Source organism: Streptomyces sp. N50 (assembly GCF_033335955.1).
In the GTDB taxonomy this organism is placed as follows: Bacteria; Actinomycetota; Actinomycetes; order Streptomycetales; family Streptomycetaceae; genus Streptomyces.
Genome location: NZ_CP137550.1, coordinates 151,204 through 176,754, shown reverse-complemented (window position 1 = coordinate 176,754; position 25,551 = coordinate 151,204). Strand labels below are relative to the sequence as shown.

General features: G+C 67.7%; 24 protein-coding genes. 12 read left to right on the top strand and 12 right to left on the bottom strand.

Annotation, left to right across the window (positions count from 1 at the left end):
* The first annotated feature begins 5 nt into the window (after positions 1-5).
* Positions 6-1,184 carry a saccharopine dehydrogenase NADP-binding domain-containing protein gene (locus R2B38_RS45610; protein WP_411978648.1) on the top strand — a complete coding sequence of 393 codons (1,179 nt, stop codon included), beginning with the start codon at positions 6-8 and terminating at the stop codon, positions 1,182-1,184.
* Positions 1,185-1,368: 184 nt separating this feature from the next.
* Positions 1,369-2,781 (top strand): dihydrolipoyl dehydrogenase, encoded by a 1,413-nt coding sequence (lpdA, locus tag R2B38_RS45605; RefSeq protein ID WP_318022096.1) that lies wholly within the window; start codon positions 1,369-1,371, stop codon positions 2,779-2,781.
* A 315-nt stretch (positions 2,782-3,096) separates the two neighbouring features.
* On the opposite strand, the gene R2B38_RS45600 is transcribed toward lpdA, so the two are convergent.
* On the bottom strand, positions 3,097-4,596 hold the full coding sequence (locus R2B38_RS45600) for an amidase (protein ID WP_411978647.1): 1,500 nt from the start codon (positions 4,594-4,596) through the stop codon (positions 3,097-3,099).
* 160 nt (positions 4,597-4,756) lie between these two features.
* Here R2B38_RS45600 and R2B38_RS45595 point away from each other — a divergent pair, with 160 nt between their 5' ends.
* The gene (locus tag R2B38_RS45595; protein ID WP_318022094.1) at positions 4,757-5,008 is read left to right on the top strand and encodes a hypothetical protein; all 252 of its coding nucleotides are present in this window, start codon (positions 4,757-4,759) and stop codon (positions 5,006-5,008) included.
* 11 nt (positions 5,009-5,019) lie between these two features.
* Here the strand turns inward: R2B38_RS45595 and R2B38_RS45590 are convergent, their stop codons facing one another.
* Entirely contained in the window at positions 5,020-5,847 is an 828-nt protein-coding gene (locus R2B38_RS45590) for an NAD(P)-dependent oxidoreductase (protein ID WP_318022093.1), read from the bottom strand.
* A gap of 63 nt (positions 5,848-5,910) precedes the next feature.
* Here R2B38_RS45590 and R2B38_RS45585 point away from each other — a divergent pair, with 63 nt between their 5' ends.
* Positions 5,911-7,137, top strand: coding sequence for an acyl-CoA dehydrogenase family protein (locus R2B38_RS45585; RefSeq protein ID WP_318022092.1), 1,227 nt, complete (start codon positions 5,911-5,913; stop codon positions 7,135-7,137).
* 165 nt (positions 7,138-7,302) lie between these two features.
* The gene (locus R2B38_RS45580; RefSeq protein ID WP_318022091.1) at positions 7,303-7,767 is read left to right on the top strand and encodes a MarR family winged helix-turn-helix transcriptional regulator; all 465 of its coding nucleotides are present in this window, start codon (positions 7,303-7,305) and stop codon (positions 7,765-7,767) included.
* Between the two features lie 273 nt (positions 7,768-8,040).
* Here R2B38_RS45580 and R2B38_RS51410 read toward each other — a convergent pair whose 3' ends face one another.
* The gene (locus R2B38_RS51410) at positions 8,041-8,274 is read right to left on the bottom strand and encodes a hypothetical protein (RefSeq protein WP_411978620.1); all 234 of its coding nucleotides are present in this window, start codon (positions 8,272-8,274) and stop codon (positions 8,041-8,043) included.
* 54 nt (positions 8,275-8,328) lie between these two features.
* Here R2B38_RS51410 and R2B38_RS45575 point away from each other — a divergent pair, with 54 nt between their 5' ends.
* Genes R2B38_RS45575 through R2B38_RS45560 form a run of 4 tightly spaced genes read left to right on the top strand, consistent with a single transcriptional unit; the run spans position 8,329 to position 9,515 of the window.
* Positions 8,329-8,607 (top strand): transposase, encoded by a 279-nt coding sequence (locus R2B38_RS45575; RefSeq protein ID WP_318022090.1) that lies wholly within the window; start codon positions 8,329-8,331, stop codon positions 8,605-8,607.
* A gap of 29 nt (positions 8,608-8,636) precedes the next feature.
* The gene (locus R2B38_RS45570; RefSeq protein WP_318022089.1) at positions 8,637-8,957 is read left to right on the top strand and encodes an IS3 family transposase; all 321 of its coding nucleotides are present in this window, start codon (positions 8,637-8,639) and stop codon (positions 8,955-8,957) included.
* Positions 8,958-9,230: a DDE-type integrase/transposase/recombinase gene (locus R2B38_RS45565; protein ID WP_318023066.1), complete on the top strand. Its 273-nt coding sequence runs from the start codon at positions 8,958-8,960 to the stop codon at positions 9,228-9,230.
* Positions 9,231-9,257: 27 nt separating this feature from the next.
* Positions 9,258-9,515 carry an integrase core domain-containing protein gene (locus R2B38_RS45560; protein WP_318023065.1) on the top strand — a complete coding sequence of 86 codons (258 nt, stop codon included), beginning with the start codon at positions 9,258-9,260 and terminating at the stop codon, positions 9,513-9,515.
* Positions 9,516-10,077: 562 nt separating this feature from the next.
* On the opposite strand, the gene R2B38_RS45555 is transcribed toward R2B38_RS45560, so the two are convergent.
* A complete protein-coding gene (locus R2B38_RS45555; protein WP_318022088.1) occupies positions 10,078-10,338 on the bottom strand; it encodes a hypothetical protein in 261 nt (86 codons plus the stop codon).
* A gap of 640 nt (positions 10,339-10,978) precedes the next feature.
* Between R2B38_RS45555 and R2B38_RS45550 the strand changes: the two genes are divergently transcribed.
* Complete coding sequence (locus R2B38_RS45550) at positions 10,979-15,454, top strand: RHS repeat-associated core domain-containing protein (RefSeq protein ID WP_318022087.1); 4,476 nt, start codon at positions 10,979-10,981, stop codon at positions 15,452-15,454.
* A 1,464-nt stretch (positions 15,455-16,918) separates the two neighbouring features.
* On the opposite strand, the gene R2B38_RS45545 is transcribed toward R2B38_RS45550, so the two are convergent.
* The 4 genes from R2B38_RS45545 to R2B38_RS45530 all read right to left on the bottom strand — a co-directional run bounded on the left by R2B38_RS45545 (position 16,919) and on the right by R2B38_RS45530 (position 21,671).
* Complete coding sequence (locus R2B38_RS45545; RefSeq protein ID WP_318022086.1) at positions 16,919-17,389, bottom strand: DUF3618 domain-containing protein; 471 nt, start codon at positions 17,387-17,389, stop codon at positions 16,919-16,921.
* On the bottom strand, positions 17,386-17,805 hold the full coding sequence (locus R2B38_RS45540) for a phage holin family protein (RefSeq protein ID WP_318022085.1): 420 nt from the start codon (positions 17,803-17,805) through the stop codon (positions 17,386-17,388). The genes R2B38_RS45545 and R2B38_RS45540 overlap by 4 nt, the downstream gene beginning before the upstream one ends.
* A gap of 476 nt (positions 17,806-18,281) precedes the next feature.
* Complete coding sequence (locus R2B38_RS45535; protein WP_318022084.1) at positions 18,282-20,051, bottom strand: thiamine pyrophosphate-dependent enzyme; 1,770 nt, start codon at positions 20,049-20,051, stop codon at positions 18,282-18,284.
* 36 nt (positions 20,052-20,087) lie between these two features.
* Positions 20,088-21,671 (bottom strand): FMN-binding glutamate synthase family protein, encoded by a 1,584-nt coding sequence (locus R2B38_RS45530; RefSeq protein WP_318022083.1) that lies wholly within the window; start codon positions 21,669-21,671, stop codon positions 20,088-20,090.
* 310 nt (positions 21,672-21,981) lie between these two features.
* On the opposite strand from R2B38_RS45530, the gene R2B38_RS45525 reads away from it, so the two are divergent.
* Positions 21,982-22,332 carry a PRC-barrel domain containing protein gene (locus tag R2B38_RS45525; RefSeq protein WP_318022082.1) on the top strand — a complete coding sequence of 117 codons (351 nt, stop codon included), beginning with the start codon at positions 21,982-21,984 and terminating at the stop codon, positions 22,330-22,332.
* A 346-nt stretch (positions 22,333-22,678) separates the two neighbouring features.
* Here the strand turns inward: R2B38_RS45525 and R2B38_RS45520 are convergent, their stop codons facing one another.
* The 3 genes from R2B38_RS45520 to R2B38_RS45510 all read right to left on the bottom strand — a co-directional run bounded on the left by R2B38_RS45520 (position 22,679) and on the right by R2B38_RS45510 (position 24,020).
* Positions 22,679-23,323 carry a PP2C family protein-serine/threonine phosphatase gene (locus tag R2B38_RS45520; protein WP_318022081.1) on the bottom strand — a complete coding sequence of 215 codons (645 nt, stop codon included), beginning with the start codon at positions 23,321-23,323 and terminating at the stop codon, positions 22,679-22,681.
* Between the two features lie 127 nt (positions 23,324-23,450).
* Positions 23,451-23,585, bottom strand: a complete 135-nt coding sequence (locus R2B38_RS45515) for a hypothetical protein (RefSeq protein WP_318022080.1) — start codon at positions 23,583-23,585, stop codon at positions 23,451-23,453.
* Positions 23,586-23,657: 72 nt separating this feature from the next.
* A complete protein-coding gene (locus R2B38_RS45510) occupies positions 23,658-24,020 on the bottom strand; it encodes an STAS domain-containing protein (protein WP_318022079.1) in 363 nt (120 codons plus the stop codon).
* A gap of 172 nt (positions 24,021-24,192) precedes the next feature.
* Between R2B38_RS45510 and R2B38_RS45505 the strand changes: the two genes are divergently transcribed.
* Positions 24,193-24,675 carry an ATP-binding protein gene (locus tag R2B38_RS45505; protein WP_411978619.1) on the top strand — a complete coding sequence of 161 codons (483 nt, stop codon included), beginning with the start codon at positions 24,193-24,195 and terminating at the stop codon, positions 24,673-24,675.
* A gap of 11 nt (positions 24,676-24,686) precedes the next feature.
* On the opposite strand, the gene R2B38_RS45500 is transcribed toward R2B38_RS45505, so the two are convergent.
* Positions 24,687-25,505: a SigB/SigF/SigG family RNA polymerase sigma factor gene (locus R2B38_RS45500; RefSeq protein WP_318023063.1), complete on the bottom strand. Its 819-nt coding sequence runs from the start codon at positions 25,503-25,505 to the stop codon at positions 24,687-24,689.
* Positions 25,506-25,551: the final 46 nt, after the last annotated feature.

Here is a 25,551-nt window from a genome sequence, read left to right as displayed (position 1 = left end):
GAGCCGTGGAGAAGCGCAGGATCGTGTTGCTGGGTGCGACGGGATACACCGGACAGCGAGTGCTCCGGGAACTGCTCGCACGAGGCGAGAAGCCGACCTTGGCCGGGCGTAGCCGAACCAGGATGCTGGCTCTGGCTGACACCTTCGAGGCAGAGCTTCCGGTGTTCGAGGTGGACGCCACGTCGGCGTCCGACTTCGCGCACCTCCTGGAGCCCAGCGACGTGCTCCTCTCCACCGTCGGGCCGTTCACCCACGTCGGTATGGTCCCGGTCACGGCCGCCGCGCAGGCAGGGGCCCACTACTTCGACTCCGCGGGGGAGGGGCCCTTCGCTCGCCGTGTCCGCGATGAGCTGGACTCCGGGGCCGCCGCCCGGGGAGCGACCCTCGTGCCGTCATTCGGCTATGACTACGTGCCGGGCAACCTCGCCGGCGCGCTGGCTCTGGACACGGCAGGCGAGCGGGCACGACATGTCGAGATCGGCTACTTCATCACCCGCTCGGGACACGGGGACGAACTGCTCTACCGCACCACTCTGCGCGACTCCTACACCCTGACCACGGCAGGTACGCGGCAGACACTCGTTGCCGCGGCGGCCGAGGACGGCTTCGCTTACCGTCCTGCACGTCGCGGGCAGCCTCCCCGGCTGATCGACGAACGTGCCGCCAAGAGGGTCCGCACATTTCGCTACGCCGGTGTGAAGCGTTCGGCCATGACCGTCCCGGGCACGGAGCATCTCGGACTCCCGGCGATTTTCCCCCAGTTGGAGAGTGTCGAGGTAGGTCTGGGCTGGCTCGGACGGTGGACCCGGCCGATACAGATCGCCGCCACCCTGCAGGCGCCATTGCTGCGGTCGGCGAAGGTGCGGGCCGCGTTGGCGCGATGGTCCGAGCGGCTCCCGGGATCCCGCCGTGAACCGGATCTCGACGGCCGTTCCCTGGTGATCGCCGTCGCCCGTGACGGACAGGGCCGGCCCCTGGCCACGACAACCCTCACCGGGCCGGATCCGTACGAGATGACGGGATCTCTTCTGGCATGGGGTGCGGCGCAGGCAGCGGCGCCGGATGCGGTCCTCGAACCTGGCGCGCACGGACCGGTCGCGGCCTTCGGGCTCGACACCCTCAGGCTCGGTGCAGCCGAGGCCGGAGTGCATGAAGTCGACGAGGTCTCGGCGCGCCGCCGCTGATCGCTGCCCGGGCATAGATCATGGCGCCGGGGCGCTGAGATGGACGTACAGGGGACTACCTGCGCTTTCCCTGAGGCAGGCGGTGGCTGAAGCTGCCACTGATGAGTTGATGAACACGTTGTTCGATCGGGAGCCGGCCGGTCCCTCGCGAGGAGCCGACCACCCCAGCGGAAAGGAACCTTCCATGGACGAGCAGGGCGAGCGCTTCGACGTCGTCGTACTCGGCGCGGGCCCCGGCGGATACGTCGCCGCCATCCGGGCCGCCCAACTGGGCAAGCGCGTCGCGGTCGTCGAGGAGAAGTACTGGGGCGGCGTCTGCCTGAACGTCGGCTGTATCCCCACCAAGGCCCTGCTGCGCAACGCCGAGCTCGCGCACATCTTCACGCGCGAGGCGAAGACCTTCGGAATCAAGGTCGAGGGCGAGGTCTCCTTCGACTACGGCGAGGCCTTCCGCCGCAGCCGCAAGGTCGCGGACGGCCGGGTCAAGGGCGTCCACTACCTGATGAAGAAGAACAAGATCACGGAGATCAGCGGTCGCGGCACGTTCCTCGACCCGCACACGCTCCAGGTCGCCGACTACGACGGGAACACCCGCACCATCGGCTTCGACGACTGCGTCATCGCCACCGGCGCCACCCCGAAGCTGCTACCGGGCACCCGTCGTACGTCCCGAGTGGTGACGTTCGAGGAACAGATCCTCGCCGAGGACCTGCCGCAGTCCATCGTGATCGCGGGCGCCGGCGCGATCGGCATCGAGTTCGCCTACGTCCTGCACAACTACGGCGTGAAGGTCACCGTCGTCGAGTTCCTGGACCGGATCGCGCCGCTGGAGGACGCCGAGGTCTCCGCCGAACTGGCCAAGCAGTACCGGAAGTTGGGCATCGACGTCCTCACCTCGACCCGCGTCGAGTCGATCGACGAGTCCGGCCCGCAGGTCCGCGTCACGGTCACCGGCAAGGACGGCGCCCAGCAGGTCCTAGAGGCCGACAAGGTGCTCCAGGCGATCGGCTTCGCCCCGAACGTCACCGGCTACGGCCTGGAGAACACCGGCGTGCGCGTCACCGAACGCGGCGCGATCGACGTCGACGGCCGCTGTCGCACCTCCGTCCCGCACATCTACGCCATCGGCGACGTCACCGCGAAGCTGATGCTCGCGCACGCCGCCGAGGCGATGGGCGTGGTCGCCGCCGAGACGATCGCGGACGCGGAGACCATGGAGCTGGACTACGTGATGATCCCGCGGTCCACCTTCTGCCAGCCGCAGATCGCCAGCTTCGGCTACACCGAGGCGCAGGCGAGGGAGAAGGGCTTCGACGTCCAGGTCGCCAAGTTCCCCTTCACCGCGAACGCCAAGGCCCACGGCCTCGGGGATGCGACCGGCTTCGTGAAACTGATCAGCGACGCCAAGTACGGCGAACTCCTCGGCGGCCACCTCATCGGTCCCGACGTCACCGAACTGCTGCCCGAGCTGACCCTGGCCCAGCAGTGGGACCTCACCGTCCATGAGATCGCCCGCAACGTCCACGCCCACCCGACGCTGGGCGAGGCGGTCAAGGAAGCCGTCCACGGCCTCGCCGGCCACATGATCAACATGTAGCAGGGTGCCGTCCCCTCGAAATGCGGTGTGGGGATGCATTGGGGGGTTGCCGCGTTGCCGACCTGCGCGCGAGACAGTCAGACAGGGGAGATGGTGAGTTGGACCCGGTGCAACGGCGCGGGGGCGCAAGCGTGCTCGGATCGGTTTAGCGCTCTTTTGTCACCAAGGGTTGCCGATCCCTTGCCTCGCGCGTTCCAAGAGACCGGTTGCCCCCGGGGCGTTTAAGCCCGGAGACGCGGGGCCCCGTGTTGCCGGACGTGCAGCATCTTGCTTTGAGGCAGCGTGGGCGGATGGTCAGGGTTCAGCGGTCGGGGGTTAGACGAAGGCCGGAGGCGGCACGAAGCCGTCCACTTCCCGGCCCAGCAGGGCGGCGAACTCGATGGTGGTGAGATCGCCCCCGCTGGGGCCCATGGCCTGGAGACCGATGGGCAGTCCGCTCCTGCCCTTGGTCACCGGGATGGTCGTCGCCGGCCCCCCGGAGACGTTGGCAATGGCGCTCCACTTGACCTGGTCCCAGTAAGGGCGTCGTACACCGTCGACTTCGAAGGGCCGCCCGAACCAGTCGATCAGCTTGTTGTGGTGGGCGGGGGCGGCCGTCGGGGTGACCGGCATGAGCACGATGTCGAAGTCCTGGAAGAACTCGAACCATCGCTGCCGGATCTCATTGCGCACCATGTGGGCCTGCAGCCAGCGGTAGTGGGACTGGAAGGTTCCGAGCAGGGCTGGGCTGGCGTCACCGCGCGGGTGCTGGACCATCCGGGCCAGTGTCGCGGCGCTGGAGGCAGGCGCGAGGCTGGTGCGGTCGCCCGCGCCGAAGAGCAGGGGCTGGAAGGCCTTCCCGTGATTCGTCGCGATGTCGACAGGGAGGCTGGCGGGCTGGACCGTGATCTTCGCGCCGGCCGCCCGCAGCACGGTGACCGCGTCATCCATGGCTGCTGTGACGTCGCTGTCGACCGGGCACGCGGGATCCTCGCCCCAGACGGCGACTCGGAAGTCGGCGAGCTTGGTCGCGCGCGGCGGCGCGAGTGTGTAGCTGAAACCGCCGTCGTAGTCGGCGGGCCCGACCGTTGCCCGCAGGATCGGGACGAGGTCACGGGCGTCGCGGACCTGTGCCCCGCCGCAGGCCATGTCGGCGTCCGTCCATCGTCCCGTGCCCGGGCCGTAGGGCACATGCCCGATGAGGGGTATCGACCGCCAGGTCGACTTGTGCCCGTACAGGCCGTTGAAGTGGGACGGGATCCTGGTCGATCCGCCGATTTCCGAGCCGAAGTCGAACGTCGTGAGGCCTGCGGCGGTGGCGACGGCGCCGCCCCCGGCGGATCCGCCCGAGGTACGGGTCGTGTCCCAGGGATTCGATGAAGGACCGAACACCGGGTTGTCGGCCTGGACGTCCTGGTTGCCCGGAGGCATGTTGCTCTTCCCCATGATCACGGCACCGGCCGACCGCAGCCGTTTGACCGCCTCGGCGTCCAGGTCGGGCACGTAGTCCCTGAGGTCTGTTCGCCCGCAGACGGTGCGCATCCCGGCTGTCTCGAAGCTGTCCTTGACCGTGATCGGCACACCATGCAGAGGACCGAGGTCTCGCCCGGCCGCCCGGGCGGCGTCGGCTTCCCCGGCCTCACGACGGGCACGCTCGGCGTCGAGGGTCACCACCGCGTTCAGCGCGGTGTTGTGGATGGTGATCCGCTCGAGATAGAGCTCGACGAGTTCCCGGCTCGAGATCTCACTGGCGGCCAGCGCGCGCGACTGCTCCACTGCGGGCTGGAAGGGGACGTCACTCACGGCATGCCTCATCTCTGACTCTGACATCGCCAATAAAATGTGCGTCATAATATTACATTCGACAGACAATAGGTGTGGAGTGGGGCGCACGGCAATGGCCTTGCGGGATGAGCGGAGGATTCTGTGGCGCGGTACGTCGGCGGGTGCTCCAGAGGGGACGGTGTCGGTGGCGCCGGGACCAGCGCGGCGTCGGATGTGCTTTCGTCGCCTTGATCGAGGAGTCGGCCGCCGCCCGGGCGCGGTCAATCGGCTGGGCGGCGACGGCGCGCGGGCCATCGTGGACGAGATCGTCGGCCATCTGGCACCCGAGGATCCCACGCCCGTACGCGGCAAGGGCCTCGGACTCTTCGCGATGATGGCGGGGTCGCTGCAACTGTCCCGCGTCGCCTTCGGCTCGAAGCTCGCCGACGAGGTTCTTGAGAACCCCCTCGCGTTCATGTGCTGAGCGGTGCGGGATCAGGCCGGATCGACGAATATGTCGAGCGCGAGATCACCCTCAAAGCCGGCAGGGCTGTAGGCGGACAGGTCGGTGACGCCCTCGTCCGAGAGGACCTCGTCGTCGATGAACAGGTTGGCGGTGCACTTCCGCGCGTCACGCGTGACGATGGCGTACGCGGCGTCAGCCATGATCCGCGGACTACGGGCTTGTCCGGCGCCGCCGACGACGTTGCGTACGGCGGCTGTGTCGATCAGGGTCCGTGGCCACAACGAGTTGGCGGCGATGCCGTCGGCGGCGAGCTCCTCGGCGAGCCCGATGGTGCACAGACTCATGCCGTACTTCGACAGCGTGTATCCGAGATGCTTCCCCACCCAGTGCGGCGCGAGGTTCAACGGCGGGGAGAGCGTGAGGATGTGTGGGTTGCCCGCCTCGCGCAGATGCGGGATCGCTGCCTTGCTCAGCAGGAACGTGCCACGCGTGTTGATGTCCTGCATCAGGTCGTACCGCTTCATCTCCAGCTGCTCCGACGACGACAGGTCGATCGCGCTGGCGTTGTTGACCACGATGTCGATGCCACCGAAGGCGCTGACCGCCGAGTCGACAGCGGTGCGCACATCGTCCTCGTCGCGGACGTCACCGACGACGGCCAGCCCCTTGCCGCCCGCGCGCTCAATCTCGTCAACGGCGGTGTGGACCGTGCCTTCGAGCTTCGGATGCGGCACGGCGGTCTTGGCGAGCATCACCACGTTCGCACCGTCGCGGGCCGCGCGCAGAGCGATGGCGAGTCCGATGCCGCGGCTGCCTCCCGACATCAGGATGGTCTTGTCGGCCAGTGTCTGTGTCATGGCTGAACCTCCAGAATAGATTGCCAGACTAATGATACGCAATGCTAATGATATCTTCCGCGTATGACTTCGACTCCCACACGCCAGATCGACCGGCTCTACCACGAGCTCCTGGCCCCCAAAGAGACACAGTCCGTTCGCGCTGCCGTGCGCCGGATCGCAGAACGCGAAGTGGCTCCGCACGCCGTGGCGATCGCCGGTGGTGACGAGCGCACGGACGGCTTCCCCCGGCAGGTTTTTGAAGGGCTTGCATCGGCGGGGGTCTTCCGGATCCCCTTCCCCGGCGAGGTCGGCGGCGACGGTCTGACCCACCCGGCGACCGCCACCGCCGCGGCCATCGAGGAACTGGCCTACTACTCGAGCAGCGTCGCGGCCGTCTTCGATGTGCACTGCATCCTGGCGGGCAACGCCCTGCGGCAGGGCACCGAGGAGCAGCAGCAGCGATGGCTGCGAAAGGTCGCGGAGGGCTCAGTGGTCGGCGCGTTCGCCACCACCGAGCCGAACGCCTCAAGTGACCTGTCCCCGCAGGCGGTTCAGACCGAGGCGATACGCACCGAGGCCGGCTGGGTGCTGAACGGCCACAAGCGGTGGATCTCCAACTCGCCCGTCGCCGGGTTCGTGGTGGTTCTCGCCCGCACCGGCACCCGGCTGAGCATGTTCATCGTCGACACGGCACTTCCCGGAGTGGAAGTCGGCCTTCCCGACCGCAAGATGGGCAACCGCGGCCAGCTCACCGCGGACATCCGCTTCACGGATGTGCACCTGACCGACGACGACCTCCTCGGTGGCGCCGAGGGACAAGGACTGCGCCATGCGCTGTCCACTCTGACCTACGGCCGGATCGGCATCGCGGCTGCCGGGGTCGGCATGGCGCAGGCCGCCTTCGACCACGCCGTGGCCCACCTGTCGACGCGACACGCCTTCGGAAAGCCGGTGGCCGCCAATCAGCACTGGCAGTTCCTGCTCGCCGAACGGGCCACCGAGATCGAGAACGCCCGCACCCTCTACACCAAGGCCGCCCTGCGCCTGGACGCCGGTGACCCGTCCCCGGAGCCCGAGGCCGCGATGGCGAAGTACTACGGCACCAAGCTGTCCGTGGACATGGCACGCGACGCCGTCCAAGCCTTCGGAGGCCTCGGCTTCGCGCGCGAACTGGGCGCCGACGGCAGCCCCGGGCCTGTCGAGGCGATCTACCGGGACAGCAAAATCGGTGAGATCTACGAGGGGACCAATGAGATCCAGAAGTGGGTCATAGCTCGGCAGATCTTCGGCCGGGCCATCGTCGGCTGACCGCCCAGGACGCGCCGGTGCAGTATGCCGACGGACAGTGGGGCATCCCGTCGGCCTGCAGCGGTCCCGCCGCCTCGGGCTTCCTCGTACGATGGACAGGACCATACGTATGACGAACCATGGGCGGGATAAACGATGTCCGAGGCTCCGCTGGTACCAGGGACAGTGGCCGAACACACCATCTGTCTGCTGATCAAGCTCGGGCAGGTGGCGTTCAGGATCGCTGAGGACGGTATCGGCGGGACCGGTCTGCGAGTGCGGCATTACAGCGTCCTACAGGCTTTGGCGGACAACGGTGCCATGCCGCAACTGGCACTTGGCTCGTTCCTGCGCATCGACCCCGCGACGATGGTGACGAGTCTCGACGACCTGGAGCGCGCCGGATACGCGGAGCGGACACGAGATCCGCAGGATCGTCGCCGCTACGCCGTGGACATTACCGTCGAAGGCCGCAAGGTTCTTGCCGACCTCAACCGCACACTCGTCGATCTCGACGGTGAAATCCTCGCAGACCTGGGTGCCACGGAACGAGACTCGCTTCACGCCCTACTGGGCAGCCTCGCGGGAAGTCCCACTCTGACCTCCCTGTTCGACGCCGCCCGGGAGCAGAATGGAGCGAAACGGGCTTAGCGGCTTGGGGGATCGCACCTGGGCGCGGCGGTACGCCCCGGGTCCGGCAAAGTCCCGGAAGGGCGGCTGCCGAGGTCGCACTTCTCTTTTCCTTCAGCGACCACATGATCTATGTCTGGAGTCGCGGGTAGCTCATCGAACGGGGCAGTTGCCCGGCACTAACTGGAGCCCGACCAAGCGCGCTGCGGAACTGAGCCGGACCGTCACGCCCGATCAGGAACTCCGCTCGATTGGCACCCGTGCGATCGGTCAGCGGATGGCTTCTCAACGGCTTCAGCTCGGGCTTCTCATGAGGGCCGGACGTCGGACGGCGTCCATGAGCAGGTCAAGCATGCGGCCCAACTGGTCGTGTTCGCCTACCAGTGAGGTGGTCGTGATCATACCCACGAGGGTGGCGACGACGTCGTCTGCCTGGACATCATCGCGTAGCGTCCCGGCGGTGACTCCTGCATCAAGGATCGCTTGCACTGCAGTGCGGAGCTGAACGCGTGCTTGTGAGGCGGTCACCGTATCCCTCCCCTCGTAGCGTGAAGACCATGACTGCGTGGGAAGTTGGGAGTCATGGCGGAGAAGCGACGGATGTTCGATCCCGAGTTCCGCGAAGGTGCGGTACGGATCGTGGCGGAGACCGGGAAGTCGATCGCCAAGGACCTGGGCATCAACGAGACCATGCTGGCGAACTGGGTCTCGCGCGCTCGCCGGGCCGGGACGGCGCCAGCTGGTGAGAGTGACGAGCTGGAGCGGTTGTGGCGGGAGAACGCCCAGCTCAAGCGGTACAACAAGGAACTGGTCATGGAGCGTGATGTCCTCGAACGCTGCATGGTCCTGTGGGTGAAGTAGCTGTGGCGGACCCGTCCAAAGTGGTTGGGGTGATCAGCGACTTCAGGACCGAGCACGGCGTTTCGCACCGCGTCTCGCGCCGCGCCCTGGGCGTGAGCGAGTCGTGGTTCTACAAGCACCGCACCTGTCGGCCGACCCGGCATGAACTACGTCGCCGGCATCTGGCCGAGGCGGTGCGGGAGGAGTTCATCGATTTCGGTGGCACCTACGGCTCGCCGAAGATCTGGATCCAGCTGGTGCGGCAGGGCTGGCGGGTCTCGGTGAACACCATCGCCAAGCTCATGGCCGAACTCGGCCTGGTCGCCCGCAAGGTCCGCCACCGGCGCGGGCTGACCTGGCCCGGTAGGTGACTGGCCGCCCCAGACTTCGTCAGCCGGGACTTCACCGCCGAAGCGCCCGACCTGGTGTGGTGCGGGGACATGACGGAGATCGAGACCGGTGAGGGCAAGTTGTATCTGGCCACGGTCATCGACCTGTTCTCCCGTCGTCTGCTCGGCTATGCGATGGGTGCCTACCACGACGCCAGCCTGGTCGTGGCCGCCCTGCACCTGGCCGCGGCCACCCGCGGCGGGAACGTGCGGGGCGTCATCTTCCACACGGACCGCGGCTGCGAGTACGTCTAGCGCAAGTTCCGCCGGGCCTGCCGCAAGCTGGGGGTTTTCCCGTCCATAGGCCGGGTCGGATCTTGTTTCGACAATGCCGACAGCGAGGCATTCAACGGCATCCTGAAGGTCGAGTACGGCCATCGGTGCGCCTTTGTCACCCGCGCCGAGGCGCGGATCCGGATCGCCACCTGGATCACCGACTTCTACAACGCTCGACGGCTACACAGCGTGTGTGGCTTCAAGGGTCCGATCGACTACGAACATGACTACTCGGCCAGCTTCAGCGAGGGGCTGGCTGCATAGGAAGGTCTCCACGGTTCGACGGGATTGGCACTAGAAGAACCCAAGTTTCTTTTGACTGTATGAAACAAGAAGGTTCTTCGTTTGCTGGTGGCGTATTGCGCACGAGGTCGCGGGCGGTGGCGCGTAAATGTGTGCAAATATTCCAGGGGTTTGACTCCCCTAGGTATCCACAAGATACACCCGTCTGACCTGCGGAAATACGTCAGGGGGGTTCTTTTGTCCCGAACTTCCGTGCTGACGTGTCAGCACGGTGGTGCTGGCGAACGTATGTGGAGGCCGGTGTTTGTAGGGCTCCGGGGCGGTGTCTTTCCCCGGCAGATCCCCGCTATCTCGCTATTGCGGTGCGTGACGCGATCCTGCTCGCTGTGGTTGCGGTCTGGGGATGCCTGCGCTGTCCTGGCCCGAGCCGAGGATCTGTATGTATCCGTCGGCTCTGTGGAGGGCGAGAGTCTGGGGAGCGGGCGGTGAACCGGGGCCGGCTCACCGCCCGCTCACGCGGAGAGCACCGGCTGTAGCCCGCGAACGACCCTCTCGGTTCTGTCCCTTGCCGTGGTGCCGGGGATCAACCGGCGGGCGCGTTTGGAGCGTTGGTCAGCGCCGGGGCGCTCTCGGGGAGTTCGCGGTGGATCTCGCCCATGCCCCCTTCCGGGAGATGGCGGCGGGGAAAGGCGAGCCATTCGTCGTGCATTTCGAAGAGCACGGCCGTGTCCAGCCGGACGCCCTCGATTCCATCGGTCGAGCGTAGTGACTCAAGCGGCCGTATCGGCCCAGGCTGGGACAGGGCTGTCGTGCACTCCTCGTGGTTGAACTGGGCGTTCGCCAAGGAGAGTTACTCGATGGCCCGCACCCTGTTGAGGGAGCGGTCCTCGCCCATGGAAGTGCGCCCCGGGCGGACGCCCGTCCACTCCCAGTCGCTGATCCCCTGCGCCACGACCAGGAATGACATCCGGACACGGACGCAGGCCGCCCTGGCTCGGCACTCTCGACAGGCTCCACGGTCTCCAACTCCGCGGCGGTGTCAGTCACTTGACGTCTCTCCCTTGATCGTCGAATCCGTCGTTAGATCTACACTCCCGGCACCTGGCGTATGCAACCTGCGGTTGGTGCGCGATTTTGATGTTCTGTGCGCGGCATCGGGCACATGGCCGATTATTTGTGATCACAGTGTGGTAACGGCGAGGCAAAGCCTCCGTTTATGGCGACTGTTTCGTCACCCGTCACCTGCCGGTATCTCTCGTTGGCGCATCCGCAGTCCAACCACTCCGTGTTCCCCGGAGTTGGTAGTCCAGTCTGTCTCTCACGTCACGTACATGCGCTCCTGTATTCCTTCGCAACTCCTGTGACCGTTTGCGTGCTCTCTGCAAGCAGAGGCGCAGGGGAATGACTGTGAATAATGAGGGGGCGGGATGTCTGACAGATGTGGAGCGAGACGCCGACGGGGGTTACTGCCACAGGTGGCAGTAGTGACAGCAACAGCGGTCGCGGTCGCGCTGCTGCCGTTCGCGGCGGTGGCCCAGGCCGATGAGGGGCCGAAGGCCCCGGGGGTGCCCGCCGGGGTAACCAAGGCTCCGGATGCACAGGAGGCGCCGCTGACCGCGGAGGAGACCGCGTCGGTGAAAGCCCGTGGGAGCGGCAGGGCGGTGGAGGTGGCGTCGGAGACGACGGCGACGTCGCTGACGAGTGCGAAGCCGGACGGGTCGTTCACCAAGTCGCTCTCGCCGCTGCCTGTGCGGGTGAAGCAGCCGGACGGTTCCTGGGCGGCCATGGACGCCACCTTGGTGAAGACGGACGGCGGGTGGGCGCCGAAGGTGAGTACCTCGGCGCTGGTGCTGTCCGACGGTGGTTCGGATCCGCTGGTGACGCTGGGCTCGGGCGACACGTCGCTGGCGCTGTCCTGGCCGGCCGATCTGCCGAAGCCCACAGTGTCAGGGGCCACGGCCACCTACGCGGGCGTCCTGCCGGGCGTGGACTTGCAGGTCACCGCGAACGGGCAGGGCGGCTTCTCCGAGGTCCTGGTCGTGAAGACGGCGCAGGCCGCCGGCAACCCGGACCTGGCCAAGCTCACCCTCACCACCAGGACCGAGGGCGTGAAACTGAGTGCCGACGACGCGGGGAACCTCTCCGCGACCGACGCTTCCGGTGCCCTCGCTTTCCACGCGCCGGCTCCGGTGATGTGGGACAGCCCCACCACCACGACCGCCGCCGCGCGGTCGAAGAAGAACAGCACGGCATCCGCGAGCGCGGCTGAGGCGGCGTCCGGCGACGCTGCGGTCGAACCCCCGCCGGGTGCGGTGACCGCGCCGGTGAACACGAGCGTGACCGCGGACGGGTCCATCAGCCTGACCCCGGACGCCGGCATGCTGTCCTCGTCCGCCACCCGCTTCCCCGTCTACGTCGACCCGTCGTGGCAGCCGGTGACGGAATCGAATCCGTCGTTCACCTACGTCCAGCAGGCGTACCCGAACACCTCGCACTGGAACGAGTCCGGGGCGCGTCTCGGCATCGGCTACCAGGGCTGGTCCTCGCCCTACGGGATCGAGCGGGCCTACTACCAGTTCGACGTCTCCGGCGTGACCGGCGCGGACATCAACAGCGCCACCCTGCACGCCCAGCAGGTCTACTCCTCCAACCTGGCCTGCACCGCCTACCAGGTCGACGAGGTCAACGTCGACCACATCTCCTCCTCAACCACCTGGAACAGCCCGCCCGCACAGTTCGGGCAGACCTCCCACGCCGCCGTCGGCGGCACCGGCGGATCCGGCTGCGCCGACCCGGTCGACTTCAACCTCGATGTCACCCAGGCCGTCGCCAACGACGGTGACGGCACCGTCACCTTCCAGCTCAAGACCGACGACGAAGCCGACAAGCTGAAGTTCAAGCGGCTGTCCACGAACCCGACCGTCGACATCAACTACGCCCCCGTACCCCACGACCAGGGCCACATACCTTGGCAGCAGTACGGCTCCATACGCCTGGACGACTCCCTCGTGGCCGGCCCGAACTACTCCACCGGCGACCTCGTCCTGGACGCCACCGACCTGGACCTCAACGCGGTCGGCCAGAGCCTGCAACTGACCCGCTCCGCCTCCTCCTTCCCCATGCCCACCGGCTCCGTGCCGAACGGCTGGTACGCCGACTACGACCGCACCCTCGACCTCGCCGGCTCCCAGCGGATAACCGCCTACGGCACCAGCGGCGAGGACATGGTCTTCACCCAGAACAGCGACGGCACCTACGCCAACGCCAAGGGCTACCACGCCAAATTGGTCAAGAACGCCGACGGCACCTACACCCTGACGCACACCCAGTCCGGGTCGAAGGACACCTACAACTCGGCCGGGAACCTCACCGCGGTCACCGACCGCAACAGCGACAAGATCACCGTCGCGCAGAGCGTGACGTCCGGTCTGGTCACCGGCTTCAAGGCAACCGACGGCCGTTCGGGCCGGTGGATCTCCCTGACCCGCGGCGCCGACGCCCAGCACCAGACGGCAACCGACAACTCCGGCCGCACCCTCACCTACGTCACCAGCGGCTCCGTCTCCGCCGGTACCGCCACACTGACCATCACTGATGTCGACGGCGGCACCACCGCCTACGCCTACGACACCTCCGGCCGCATCAGCCAGGTCACCACGCCCGAGGGCCGGGTGACGACGTTCGGCTACGACTCCCAGAGCCGCATCACCTCTGTCGCCCGTGTCGCCCCGACCGGCACGGACACCTGGACGTTCGCGTACTCGGCGAGCAAACGCGCCACCGCCGGTACCACGACAGTCACCGATCCGAACGGGCACAAGACCGTCTACACCGCCGACGGCGACGGTCAGATCACCAAGGTCCTCGACCCGCTCAACCACACCCGGTCCTCGTCCTACGACGCCGGCCACAACCAGCTCACCGCGGTGAACGCGACGGGCACCGGCGCAGGGAGCACCAGTTCCTACGGCTGGGACACCAGCAGCAACCTCACCTCCGCCAAGCTGCCCACCGGCGCCACAACCTCGCTGGGCGCCTACAGCACCCACGCCGGAGCCGACCTGCCCTCGTCACTGACGACCCCATCGGGCAAGAAGACCTCCTACGACTACGACACCGCCGGCAACATGCTGTCCTCGCAGGACACCACCACCGGCGTCAGTGACGGAGCGAAACTGTCGTACACCTACCAGGGCGACGACGGCGTCGCGGACTGCGGCGGCTTCGACGGACAGCGCTGCTCCTCGATCGACGCCGACGGCAACAAGACCACCTACACCTGGGACAGTTCGGGCAACCTCACCAAAACCACTCCGCCCTCCCCGCTCGGTGCCACCACCTACACCTACGACAGCCTCGGCCGGGCCAGGACCGTCACCGACGGCCGTGGCGTGACCACCACCTACACCTACGACAACCACGACCGGGTCAAGTCGGTGAGCACATCCGGGGGCAGCGGCAACCTCACCGTCACCTACGCCTACGACCACGACGGCAACCTCCTGACGCAGACCGACGCGTCGGGGACCGTTACCTACACCTATGACGCACTCGGCCGCGAAGCCACCCGCACCCTCGCCGACGGCGCCGCGTACACCCAGGGCTATGACCCCGCCGGAAACCTGAAAACCCTCACCGACCCCTCCGGCACGACGACCTACGGTTACGACGACGCCAACCACCTCACGTCCCTGAAGGACCCGGTCGGGGCAACCACGACCTTCACTTACGACAACGACGGCAACCGCCTCACCACGAAGCTGCCCGGCTCGGTCACCCAGACCGTCACCTGGGACAACTCCGACCGCCCCACCGCAGCCAAGACCACCAGCGGCACCTCCACCACCGTGAGCTACACCTACGGCTACACGCTCGGCGGAGCCGACACCGACCAGATCCAAACCCGCACCGACAAGGTCAGCGGCAAGGTCATCACCTACACCTACGACTCCCGGTCCCGGCTGAAGTACGCCGAGGAGGACACCGGCTCCACCCGAGCCGCGTCCTGGCTGTACTGCTACGACAAGGCCGGCAACCTCACCGCCTACTCCGGCTCGGCCGCCTCATGCTCGGACACCGGGCTGACCACGTACACGTACAACGCCGCCAACCAGATCACCGCCGTCAACGGCGACACCAGCGGCTGGTCCTACGACAAGAACGGGAACGAACTCTCCGCCGCCAGCACCCTCGGCACCCGAACCGGTGAGACGTACAACGACTTCAACCAGCTCACCGCACTCACCACGGCGGGAACCACCCACCACTACACCTACGCCGGCACCGACAGCAGCCAACGCCTGACCGAGGACACCACCCACATCGACCAGGGCCCGTTGGGCATCTCCACCACCACAACCGGCACTACCAGCAAGGGAATTGTCCGCGATCCGGCGGGCACCCTGATCGGTATGACCACCAACGGGGACGCCCACTACTACACCACCAACAACCAGGGCGCCCCCACCACCTTCACCAGCACCACCGGCACCGTCGAGAACCAGTGGGACTACGGCCCCACCGGAAGCGCCCGCCCCACCACCAGCACCACCGTCGACCAGCCCTTCGGCTACACCGGCGCCTACCTCGACACCACCGGCCTCTACAAAATGGGAGCCCGCTCCTACGACCGCACCACCAACCGCTTCACCCAGCCCGACCCCAGCGGCAAGGAAACGAACCCCTACCTCTACGCCACCGGCGACCCCATCAACCGGATGGACCCGACAGGTCTTTACGATGTCACCGCAGACCTGGCAGCAGCTCTGGTGGCGGGGGCCGCAGGTGTCGCCGTTGGTGGTGCGACGGGGAATCCGATAGCGGGTGCGGCAGCCGGCGGCTGTGCCGGTGGAGCCGTTGCAACTGCTCTCGGCGGTGGATCAGCAACCGATGACCTGGAGTCCTGCGCGATCTGGGGGGTAACGGCCGGCATAGGCGCTGCCCTCGTCGGGCTTCTCTGATCAGGCGACGGAGGACGACTATGCAGATGTACGGCGCTCGCAGGATCCGATGGGGCACCGTCAGCCTTGTGATGTGCTTGCTCGTTGGCCTGGGCGGAGCGATAAAGCACTATCCAGTGGCGGTGTACGTGGTTCTCGCGCTCATTGCCGCAGTCGCGCTGTTCACCATAGCCAGGGGATGGCGGGAGGAAGGAGTTCGTAGACGGCGGCGAAATTAGCCCGCGGCTACGGACGGGTTCGGCCCACCTCGCGCAGATAGGACGTTCGGACGGTTTCGGCCGTACTGATCCGGGAACGACGGCGGCACCACCACCATGGATGATTGGTGGTGCCGCCCCGACAGAGTCAAGCCTAAGGAGTATCCCGGTCTCGCGGGGCCTGGTATCGGCCTACCGCGGGCATGGGCAGGGAAGCCCCGGCTGGGCGGGGCAGATCACTTGGGGCGCTGAAGTAGGGATCGCCCTCGCGGTCGTTGTAATTCGGCGATCAAGAAATCGCGCATAACTGTCTCAGAATTCCTCCCAAAACCTGCAGTGGTAGGTGGCTCCGCAGCCGACTCCGGCAGTTCTTGATGGAGATCGGTCGCCCAACCCATCTCACCCATACCGACGACCCGAAGCACCTCGCCCAAGCAGTGAACGATTGCCACCGCTTGCAATGGGCTCACCACCGCGGTTGTCTCCTGGGGGACGTGGTGACACCGGGGCTATCAACAACCTCGACTGGGACACAGGACCGAACTCGACCATCACCCGCACCATCGTCGTCACGCGGCCCCTGGGGCAGACCGTAGCCACGCTGACGGGCACGGTCACGTCCGGACAATTCGCGGGGTACAGCGCACCCTGAGTAAGACCCTGCCGCACCCCGGGCAGGGAGTTCATGGCCGGGGCTGCCTCGTAACCCAGGCGCCGCCTGGCCTCACGGTCAAGCGGCGGGGTGGGGTTGGACTTCGACATGTGGATCTCCGTAGTGATCAGAGACCCAGGTGTCAACGATGATCGGCAGTTTTATAAGCGGAATGCACCTCCGCCGCAACGCTCCGGACCACAGACCCGCGCCCACACCGCCCGTTCTGTGCCGCACGGCACTCCGCACCCGCCCCTAGGACGACCAGGAGGCGTCGGATGCGGCGGCGCACGAAGGGCCGCGCAGACATGACCTCTTCTCGCGGGCAGGGAAAAGGGGCCGGAGCGGATGAAGTTGGAGGCGCCAGATTCCCTGCGGAACACCCTCCGCTCTGGCGGAGTTGGCCCAGCCGGCCCGCTCGGCAGTGGCAGCAGGTCCGGCGGGTCACCGGGATACTTCTGCGGTGCAGGCGGGCCCATGCTCTCCCATCTGTGGGGGCTGGCATGCCCGCCCCCAGGGCCGCTACAAGATCCGGTTCAGTTCACTGATCCAGCTGCCCGCGGGTGACCATGCGACAACACCTGCCGAGCGGTTTGTAAGCTATCTCGCTCGCCTTCATCGGTGCTTCCTGGAGCGGCGGATGAGTAGCAGTGCGATGAGTGCGCCTGCCGCGGCGAGCAGCGGAGCGTGGTTGGCCCGTGCCGCCCGCAGCCCCTGGCCGGCCTTTTCGCGTGCCGGCTCCGGGGTCTTCTCCCAGGCGAGCCGACCGGCGTGAACTGCCTTGTCGCGGACCTGCTCCGTGGCCGCGGCGGCCTTGGCCCGCACCGGCTCCGGGGTCCTGTCCTGCACCTCGTGGACTACCCGTGATGCTGTGTCCCGCAGTTGGATCTTGGCCTGTGCCGCCTTCTCCTCGACCTGTTCCCTGACGGCGTCCGTCTTCTCCTGGGCGCGGGCCTTGACGTCGGCCTTGGCGGCGAGCGCCTCGACGGTCTCGCCGAGCTCCTCGCGGGTCGCCTCGACCTGCTCACGCAGTTCCTCCGTGGAGGGGGCTGCCTCATCGCCGGTGTGCGGCTTGTCCTGGGTCATCGGTGTGCCTTCTCCTTGATTTCGGCTACGTCGGCCTTGACGCTGTTGATGGTCTGTTCCGGTGCCGGCGGGGACGCCTTGCCGATCTGCCGCTTGCCGAGAACCGCCATCAGCACGGTGACGGCGGCCAGGACGGCGGTGACGATCAGCGCCGAGGCCCACACGTCCATGACGAGCGAGAGCGCGGCGATCATGGTGGCCACCAGCGCCTGCAGCGTGAGAACACCCATCAGTCCGGCGCCGCCGAGCAGCCCGCCGCCCTTGCCGAACCGCTTGCCCTTCTCGGTCATCTCCGCCTGCGCCAGGCGCATTTCGTCACGGACCAGCTGCGACAACTGCTGCGATGCACGCTGGACCAGGTCGCCGATTGGTTCCTGCGCTTCACTGTCGGTGCGTGGGGAACCCTCTGCGGTCATGGGCGCTCACCTGTCCTTCGTCAGCGTTGCGGCAGGTCCTGTGACGTCCGGCGTCCGTTCGTGCTCGCCGGAGGTCGTGAACCGCCGTGGGCGGCGACCAACCGGCCTTCTCCTGCCACCGTTTGATCCTGTGTCCGTGTACCCGGGCAGTGGCGCCTCACCGCTGGTCGGAGCAGACGCCATCGCGGCGGTCCTTCGCTGACGCGTCATTGCTGTTTTGGCGCTTTTATGGTTCCGGTCGTTTATCGGGCGACAGGAGACCATGACCGACCTTTTTCGCCGGAGCGGGATGAAAGGATTTGGCGGAAAGAGAAACTCGTGTACATAGGTCTGGGTACTGTCGTCGTCATCATTGTCATCGTCGCTGTCGTCATGATGCTGCGTCGCCGCTGACCTGTTCCTCTTGTACCGCACGGTCAGCCATGACCACAGCCCGCCCCGGATCTCTGGGCGGGCATGGTCGCGTTCGGCGGCGGTCAATGGCTGCTTTCGTCGCCGTGGCTGTGCAGGAGTTCCTTCATCTTGGCGACGGCGAAGCCCCAGCCCTGTTCGACGGTGGGTTTGGCGGGTACGGCGATCTCGTCCGGGTTGGTGAGGACGTCGAGGAGGACGGGGCGGGCGGTGGCGAAGGCGCGGCGTACGGCGTCGTCGAGGTCGGCGGGGTCGGTGACGCGGATGCCGGTGATGCCGAGGGCGGTGGCGACGGCGGCGAAGTCGGGGTTGTCCAGGACCGTACCGAACTCGGGGAGTCCCGCCTGCTCCTGTTCCAGCTTGACCATGCCGAGGCGGCGGTTGTCGAAGACGACGAGTTTGACCGGCAGTCGGTAGGACTTGAGGGTCATGAGGTCGCCGAGGAGCATGCTCAGGCCGCCGTCGCCGCAGAAGGCGACGACCTGGCGGTCCCGGTCCAGGTACTGCGCGCCGAGCGCCTGCGGCATCGCGTTGGCCATGGATCCCAGGTTGTAGGAGCCGATCAGTCGACGTGTCCCGCGCATCTCGACGAACCGGGAGAGCCAGACGGTGGCCATTCCGGTGTCCGAGGTGAAGATCGCGTCGTCGGTGGCGCCGCGGTCCACGGCGGCGGCCAGTGCCTCCGGGCGGATGCCGTGTTCGCGGTTGTCCAGCGCGGAGCGGGCCTTGCCGACCAGGCTCTGGTCGTGCGCGGGATCGGCGAGGCGTGCCTGGCTCGCACGCCAGCTCAGGAAACGCTTCCGTCCTTCCTCCAGGTGACCGCGGTCGCGTGCGCCGCTCAGGTCGCCCAACTCGCCTGGCTCGGCGGCCAGTTGGTCGAGCAGGTCGCGCACGGTGGCACCCACGTCGCCGACGAGGCCGAGGTCCACGGGGACGCGGCGTCCGATGTGCGCGGGCTCGGTGTCGACCTGGATGACCGTACGGCCCTCGGGATACCAGTCGCGGTAGGGGAAGTCGGTGCCCAGCAGGAGCAGGGTGTCCGCCGACCGCATGGCTCCGGCCGCCGCGGGGTTGCCGATCAATCCGGTCTGGCCGACCTGGAAGGGGTTGTCGCCCTCGAAGCCCTCCTTGGCCTTCAACGTCAGCACCATCGGGGCCGCGAGGCGGTCCGCCAGCGCGAGGACGTCCTCGCGGGCGGCGCGGGCGCCCTGCCCGACCAGCAGGGTGATCCGGTCCGCGGCGGAGAGGAGGCCGGCGGCCCGTCGTACGGCGGACGCCTCGGGGCGGGTGGTGGGTGTGGTGAGGGAGAAGCGGGCCGGACGGTCGTGGTGCAGTTCGCGGTCGCCGAGGTCGCCCGGCACGGTGAGGACCGCGACGCCCTTGTGGCCCAGGGCGTTGCGCACCGCCGTCTCCAGGAGCTGCGGCAGCTGGTCGGGGTCGGTGACGGTGGCGCGGAAGACGGCCACGTCACGGAAGAGCAGGTCGTTGTCGACCTCCTGGAAGGCGTCGCTGCCCAGCTCGGACAGCGGGACCTGGCCGGCGATGGCCAGGACGGGCGTACGGCTCTTTGCCGCGTCGTAGAGGCCGTTGAGGAGGTGGACGGAGCCGGGGCCGACCGTGCCCATGCACACCCCGAGGCGGTCGGTGAGCTGGGACTGGGCGCTGGCGGCGAAGGCGGCGGCCTCCTCGTGGCGGCAGCCGACCCACTCCACGTCGTCGGTGGTGCGGATGGCGTCGGTGAGGGGGTTGAGCGCGTCTCCCACGACGCCGAACACCTGGCGGACGCCGAGTTCGCTCAGGGCGTCCACGATGACGCGGGCGACGGTTCGTGCCACGGATTCCTCCAGGTCGGATCGTGCGGCGGGTGCGGGTCAGATGGTGAAGTGGTCGGGGTCGGCGGCCTTCCAGTCGGCCGCCCAGTCGGCCGGGGGCTCGACGAGCAGTTGCCCGGGGGAGAGCCAGTCGTACAGGACGTCGTAGGAACGCACGGTCTGCGGGTCGATGCGACGGCGCAGCATGTGGGGCCGGAGCTGGGCGGGGTCGGTGACGCCCATGGAGGCCATGATCTGCAACGCGCTGCCTACGGTGGCCTCCTGGAGGCGCCGTACGCGTGCGGCCTTGTCGCCGACGTCGAGTGCGCGGGCCCGGCGCGGGTCCTGGGTGGTGACGCCGACGGGGCAGGTGTTGGTGTGGCAGCGCTGGGCCTGGATGCATCCGACCGCGAACATCATGGCGCGGGCCGCGTTGCCGTAGTCGGCGCCCTGGATCAGGCGTTTGACCAGGTCCGTCCCGGTGGCGATCTTGCCGCTCGCGCCGATCCGGATCCGGTCCCGCAGGCCCGCGCCGACCAACGCGTTGTGGACGGTCGTCAGACCCTCGGTGAGCGGGGTGCCGACGTGGTCGGCGAATTCGAGAGGGGCGGCGCCCGTGCCGCCTTCACCGCCGTCGACGATGATGAAGTCGGGCGCGGTGCCCTCCTCGATCATCGCCTTGCACACGGCGAGGAACTGGCGCCGGGAACCGGGGCACAGCTTGAAGCCGGCAGGCTTGCCGCCGGACAACTCCCGCATCCGCGCGATGAATCGGACCAGTTCACGAGGCGTGGAGAAGACCCGGTGATACGGCGGTGAGATGACCGTCCGCCCTTGGGGGACGTCCCGCACCCGGGCGATCTCGGCGTTCACCTTGGCCCCGGGCAGCACCCCGCCGATCCCGGGCTTCGCCCCCTGCGACAGCTTCAGCGACACGCATTTGACGCTCTCGCCGGACGCCTTCTCGGCGAACTCCCCGGGATCGAAGTCCCCGTCCCGGGTCCGGCAGCCGAAGTAGCCGGTACCGATCTCCCAGACCAGGTCGCCACCCGGGCGCAGGTGGTACTCCGACAGCCCGCCCTCACCGGTGTCATGCGCGAAACCGCCCGCCGCCGCGCCCTGGTTGAGCGCGAGCACGGCGTTGGCGGAGAGGGAGCCGAAGCTCATCGCGGAGACGTTCAGCAGGGCCATGTCGTACGGCCGGGTGCAGTCCGGGCCGCCGATCCGTACCCGTGGCGGGTCCTCGGGCACCGGGCGCGGAGCCATCGAGGGAACCAGGTACTCGTATCCCGCCTGGTACACGTCACGCTCGGTCCCGAACGGCTCCTCGGCGGCGGTGCCCTTGGCCCGCTCGTAGACGATGCTGCGGATGTCACGGTCGAAGGGGCGGCCGTCGAAGTTCCGCTCGACGAAGTACTGCTGGAGCTCCGGGCGGACGCGTTCCAGCAGGAAGCGGGCGTGCCCGAGCGCCGGATAGTTCCGCAGCACCGAGTGCCGCCGCTGGACCAGGTCCCACACACCGACCGTCCCGAGCACGGCCAGTGGCACCGCCGCCGTCCACCACCAGGGGGACACCACGACGGCTACACCGACCACTGCGAGTGCGGCACCCACGACCACCGCGACGATTCCGGTTCTCAGCACGATCCCCGAGTAACCCGCACACGCCGAGTCATGCGGACCGGCCGCGTCGACCTGGCCGAGAACACCCGCAGGTCATACGGCACAGGGGGCACGGCGGCCTTTTGGAAAGGGGAAACGGCGCATGGTTGTGTTGATTCTTGTACTCCTTATCACGCTGATTTTCGGGTGGCGCAGGATTCCCGATCCATATTTTGTGGTGGGTGGCCGTGTGAGGTGGAAAACGGTGGGCACTCGACTTTCCGAGGGTCGCCCACCGAATTTCCGGACGGGCTTCCTCGGTATTTCACGCACGGCAAGGGGAGGTTTTTGTATGACGGACAACATGTGGGGTTACCAGGCCGAGTCGGGTCACCAGACGGGGTCGGACCTGACCGGGTTCAAGGTCGAGGCGAGTGACGGTTCGATCGGCAAGGTGGACAAGCACTCCGAGGACGTCGGGGCCGCGTACATCGTCGTCGACACCGGAGTGTGGATCTTCGGCAAGCACGTTCTGCTCCCTGCCGGTGTCGTCTCGACAATCGACGTCGCCGAGCGGACCGTCCACGTCGGTCGTACCAAGGAAGAGATCAAGAACTCCCCCGAGTTCGACAAGGACAAGCACATCGGGGACGCCGGCTACCACGAGCAGGTCGGCGGCTACTACGGAGACCACCGAGCCTGACGGTCACCACAGCGCACAGGGGCGGGTACCGGCGTTCGGCCGGCGCCCGCCTTTCGCCGTGCCCCGGGCGGCAGTCGCGCCGATGCCCGGGCACGTCCGCACGGACCGGCCCCAGGTCACGGGCATCGGTGGTAGAGCCTGCGCGGATCGCGCACTGCGGTGACGAGGACGGTGCACTTGCCGGCGGCCGTCACCCACGGCCGACGCGTGACGGGTACGCAACGCCAGTCGGCCGGTCTCCTCGCCAGTCGTGCCCGCGTGGCCGCCGATCGATCCGATCACGGCCTCCGCAGTTCACCGCGGCGATCTTCCACAGGGCGCGATGCGGCCCGAGCAGCGTGACCGCCTACGTGAACAGGGCGGCGATCAGGGCGATGTCGTCGTCCTTGTTCTGTCCGAAACGGGCGAGCAGCAGATCGCACAACTCCTCAAGTTCGTGCGGGCCGTCGGCGACGGCGTCGCTGAACTCGGTGAGCGTGGTGTCGAGATGGGCGGTGCGTACCTCCACGAAGCCGTTCGTGACCATGAGCAGGCGGGTGCCGGGCGGGGTCGGCACGACGGTGGGCGGGGGATGCGGGAGGCCCATGCCGAGGAGCGGGCCGTGCGGGTGGTGGAGGCGTGGCCCGTGGTCGGGGTCGATCAGCAGTGGGGGGATGTGGCCGGCGTTGGCGATGTGCAGGTGCCGGTCGTGCGGGGTGACCAGGACCAGGCAGAGGGTGACCGTGACCCCGGGCTGAGACTGGCCCAGCAGCGTCTCCAGGTGTTCCAGGACGTGGCGGGGAGGGTGGCCCTCGATGGCGTAGGCGCGCAGGGTGTGGCGTACCTCGCCCATGACGGTCGCGGCCTCCACCGAGTGTCCTACGACGTCTCCGATGGCGAGCAGCAGGCCGTCGACGGTCCGCACCGCTTCGTAGAAGTCCCCGCCGATCTCGGCGTGTTCGGAGGCGGGGAGGTAGCGGAAGGCCAGTTCGACGCCGGGGACCGTCGGCAACTCCTTGGGGAGGAAGGAGCGTTGGAGGGCCAGGCCCAGGGCGTGTTCCTCGTTGTAGGTCCGCAGGGCTTCGAGGGCCAGGGCGCTCGCGTTGGCCAGTTGCTGGAAGAGCTGCTCGTCGTCGGCGCTACCCAGGGCCGTCGGCCGGGCTGACGCGGCCGCCCAGTGATCCTGTCACTTCTCCGACCCAGGACGCGGCCAGGTCCTGCCCTTCGACCGACAGGAGCCCCACCAGGTCCGCAGCGTTGTCTCGCTTCACCATTCAGGTACTCCTTCGATATTCATATGTGTGCGTCAGGACTGACCGGCGCAGCCTACGGCACATGTGTGGAGGTCATTTTTCGAGAGCCTGGCGCACCGTGGGGTGGCAGGAAATGAGAGCGTCGATACCGGCGATCTGGATCACACGCAGCACGGCCGGCTGCACACCGGCCAGGCGCAGCCAGCCCTGGGCGCCCACGGACGCGCGGTGGGCGGAGATCAGCGCGTTGATGCCGCTGGAGTCCATGAACGTCAGACCGGTGAGATCGGCGACGGTCCGCGGTGGCGTATCGCCGGCCCGCGGCTTCAGTGCCGCCTCGACGACGTCACGTGCCGTGTGGTCGAGTTCGCCGCGCAGAGCGACGATTCGTACGCCGTCGACGCTGAGGTGACTGACGGTCAGCTGGTCGGGACGGGCTGGGTGTAGGTCTGTCACTGTGTCCTCTGGTGCGCTCGCCGGGGCGGCTCGGACCGGTCCCCGCGCCGGAAGCCAGGCCAGATGTTATGGGTAGCCGGGCTCGAACGCGCGATCAATTCGAGTAAGAAGAACATGAGGTACGCGGTGCGGGGTAGGCGTGGGCGGACAACGGGAACGAAGGTGACACCGCGTGGAGCCTGCCGACGGTGACAGCGACGGCGAAGTCGAGCCGGGCACCGTCCCCATGACCATCGCCGTCGCGTTGAGCGGCGACGGCACCTCCATCGGAGAAGCGCGCGGCCTCGCGACGGACTTCCTCCGCCGGGCTGGGACGGACCACGGCGTGGTCGTCTCCGCCCGCGCCGCGGACCTCGCGCGACTGGTGGTCAGCGAGTTGGTCACCAACGCCTGCAAACACGCCCCCGGCCCGCTGCGCATGGAACTGAGCATCACGGACGACGCGGTGGAGGTGACCGTACGGGACACCGCGCGTGTCCAACTCCTCGCCCGCGCGGCCGATCCGCGCAGAGTCGGTCAGCACGGCCTGGAGATCGTCATGGCCGTGGTCCAGGCGTTCCGGGTGCGCCTCGATCCGACCGGCAAGAGCGTCACCGCCCGCATCGCCCTGGGCGACGGGGCACGCGGCACCGGCGCTCCGCCCGGCATCGTGTGAGAGCCGGGGGCTCATCCGGCGAGCAGCCCGCTGCGGAGTTTGGTGAGGGTGCGGGTGAGGAGGCGGGAGATCTGCATCTGGGACACGTGCAGTTCGCGGCCGATCTCGGCCTGGGTCAGCTCCTGGCCGAAGCGCATCTCGATGATGGTCCTCTCCCGCTCGTCGAGCTTCCGCAGCAGGGGGCCGAGTGTGTGCAGGTCTTCGAACAGTTCCAGGGCGGGGTCGTCGTCGCCCATCGTGTCCGCGTACTTCGGCGCGCCGTCGTCGGTCTCGGCTTCGCCGCCCGGGGTGTCGATGGAGCCGGCGATGTAGCCGTTGGCGGCGACGAGGCCCTCGATCACCTGGTTGTCGGTCAGGTTCAGGTGGGCGGCGAGTTCCTCCACGGTGGGGGTGCGGCCCAGGGTGGCGGTGAGTGTTTCCTTGCTCTTGGAGAGGTCGACGCGGAGTTCCTGGAGGCGTCGGGGTACGTGGACGGCCCAGGTGGTGTCGCGGAAGAAGCGCTTGATCTCGCCGAGGATGTAGGGGATCGCGAAGGAGGTGAACTCGACCTCGCGGGTCAGGTCGAAGCGATCGATGGCTTTGATGAGGCCGATGGTGCCGACCTGGATGACGTCCTCCATGTCGCCGTTGCCGCGGTTGCGGAAGCGGCGGGCGGCGAAGCGCACCAGCGTCAGGTTCATCTCGATGAGCGTGTTGCGGGCGTACTGGTACTCGTGGGTGCCCTCTTCCAGGACCTGGAGGCGGTCCAGGAACAGCTTGGACAGGAGGCGCGCGTCCTTGGGGGCGACCTTGCCGGCGTCCTCGATCCACGGCAGGTCGTCGGTCACCATGTCGTCGGTCACCGCGGGTGCTTCCGCTACGAGGACGGGGGCGGTG

Coding starts and splice junctions, on each gene's coding strand:
- R2B38_RS45525 (WP_318022082.1), top strand. CDS start 21,982: ATGACGGACAACATGTGGGGTTACCAGGCCGAGTCGGGTCACCAGACG.
- R2B38_RS45595 (WP_318022094.1), top strand. CDS start 4,757: ATGTGCTTTCGTCGCCTTGATCGAGGAGTCGGCCGCCGCCCGGGCGCG.
- R2B38_RS45540 (WP_318022085.1), bottom strand. CDS start 17,805: ATGACCGCAGAGGGTTCCCCACGCACCGACAGTGAAGCGCAGGAACCA.
- R2B38_RS45500 (WP_318023063.1), bottom strand. CDS start 25,505: ATGGTGACCGACGACCTGCCGTGGATCGAGGACGCCGGCAAGGTCGCC.
- R2B38_RS45590 (WP_318022093.1), bottom strand. CDS start 5,847: ATGACACAGACACTGGCCGACAAGACCATCCTGATGTCGGGAGGCAGC.
- lpdA (WP_318022096.1), top strand. CDS start 1,369: ATGGACGAGCAGGGCGAGCGCTTCGACGTCGTCGTACTCGGCGCGGGC.
- R2B38_RS45515 (WP_318022080.1), bottom strand. CDS start 23,585: ATGGTGAAGCGAGACAACGCTGCGGACCTGGTGGGGCTCCTGTCGGTC.
- R2B38_RS45575 (WP_318022090.1), top strand. CDS start 8,329: ATGGCGGAGAAGCGACGGATGTTCGATCCCGAGTTCCGCGAAGGTGCG.
- R2B38_RS45585 (WP_318022092.1), top strand. CDS start 5,911: ATGACTTCGACTCCCACACGCCAGATCGACCGGCTCTACCACGAGCTC.
- R2B38_RS45545 (WP_318022086.1), bottom strand. CDS start 17,389: ATGACCCAGGACAAGCCGCACACCGGCGATGAGGCAGCCCCCTCCACG.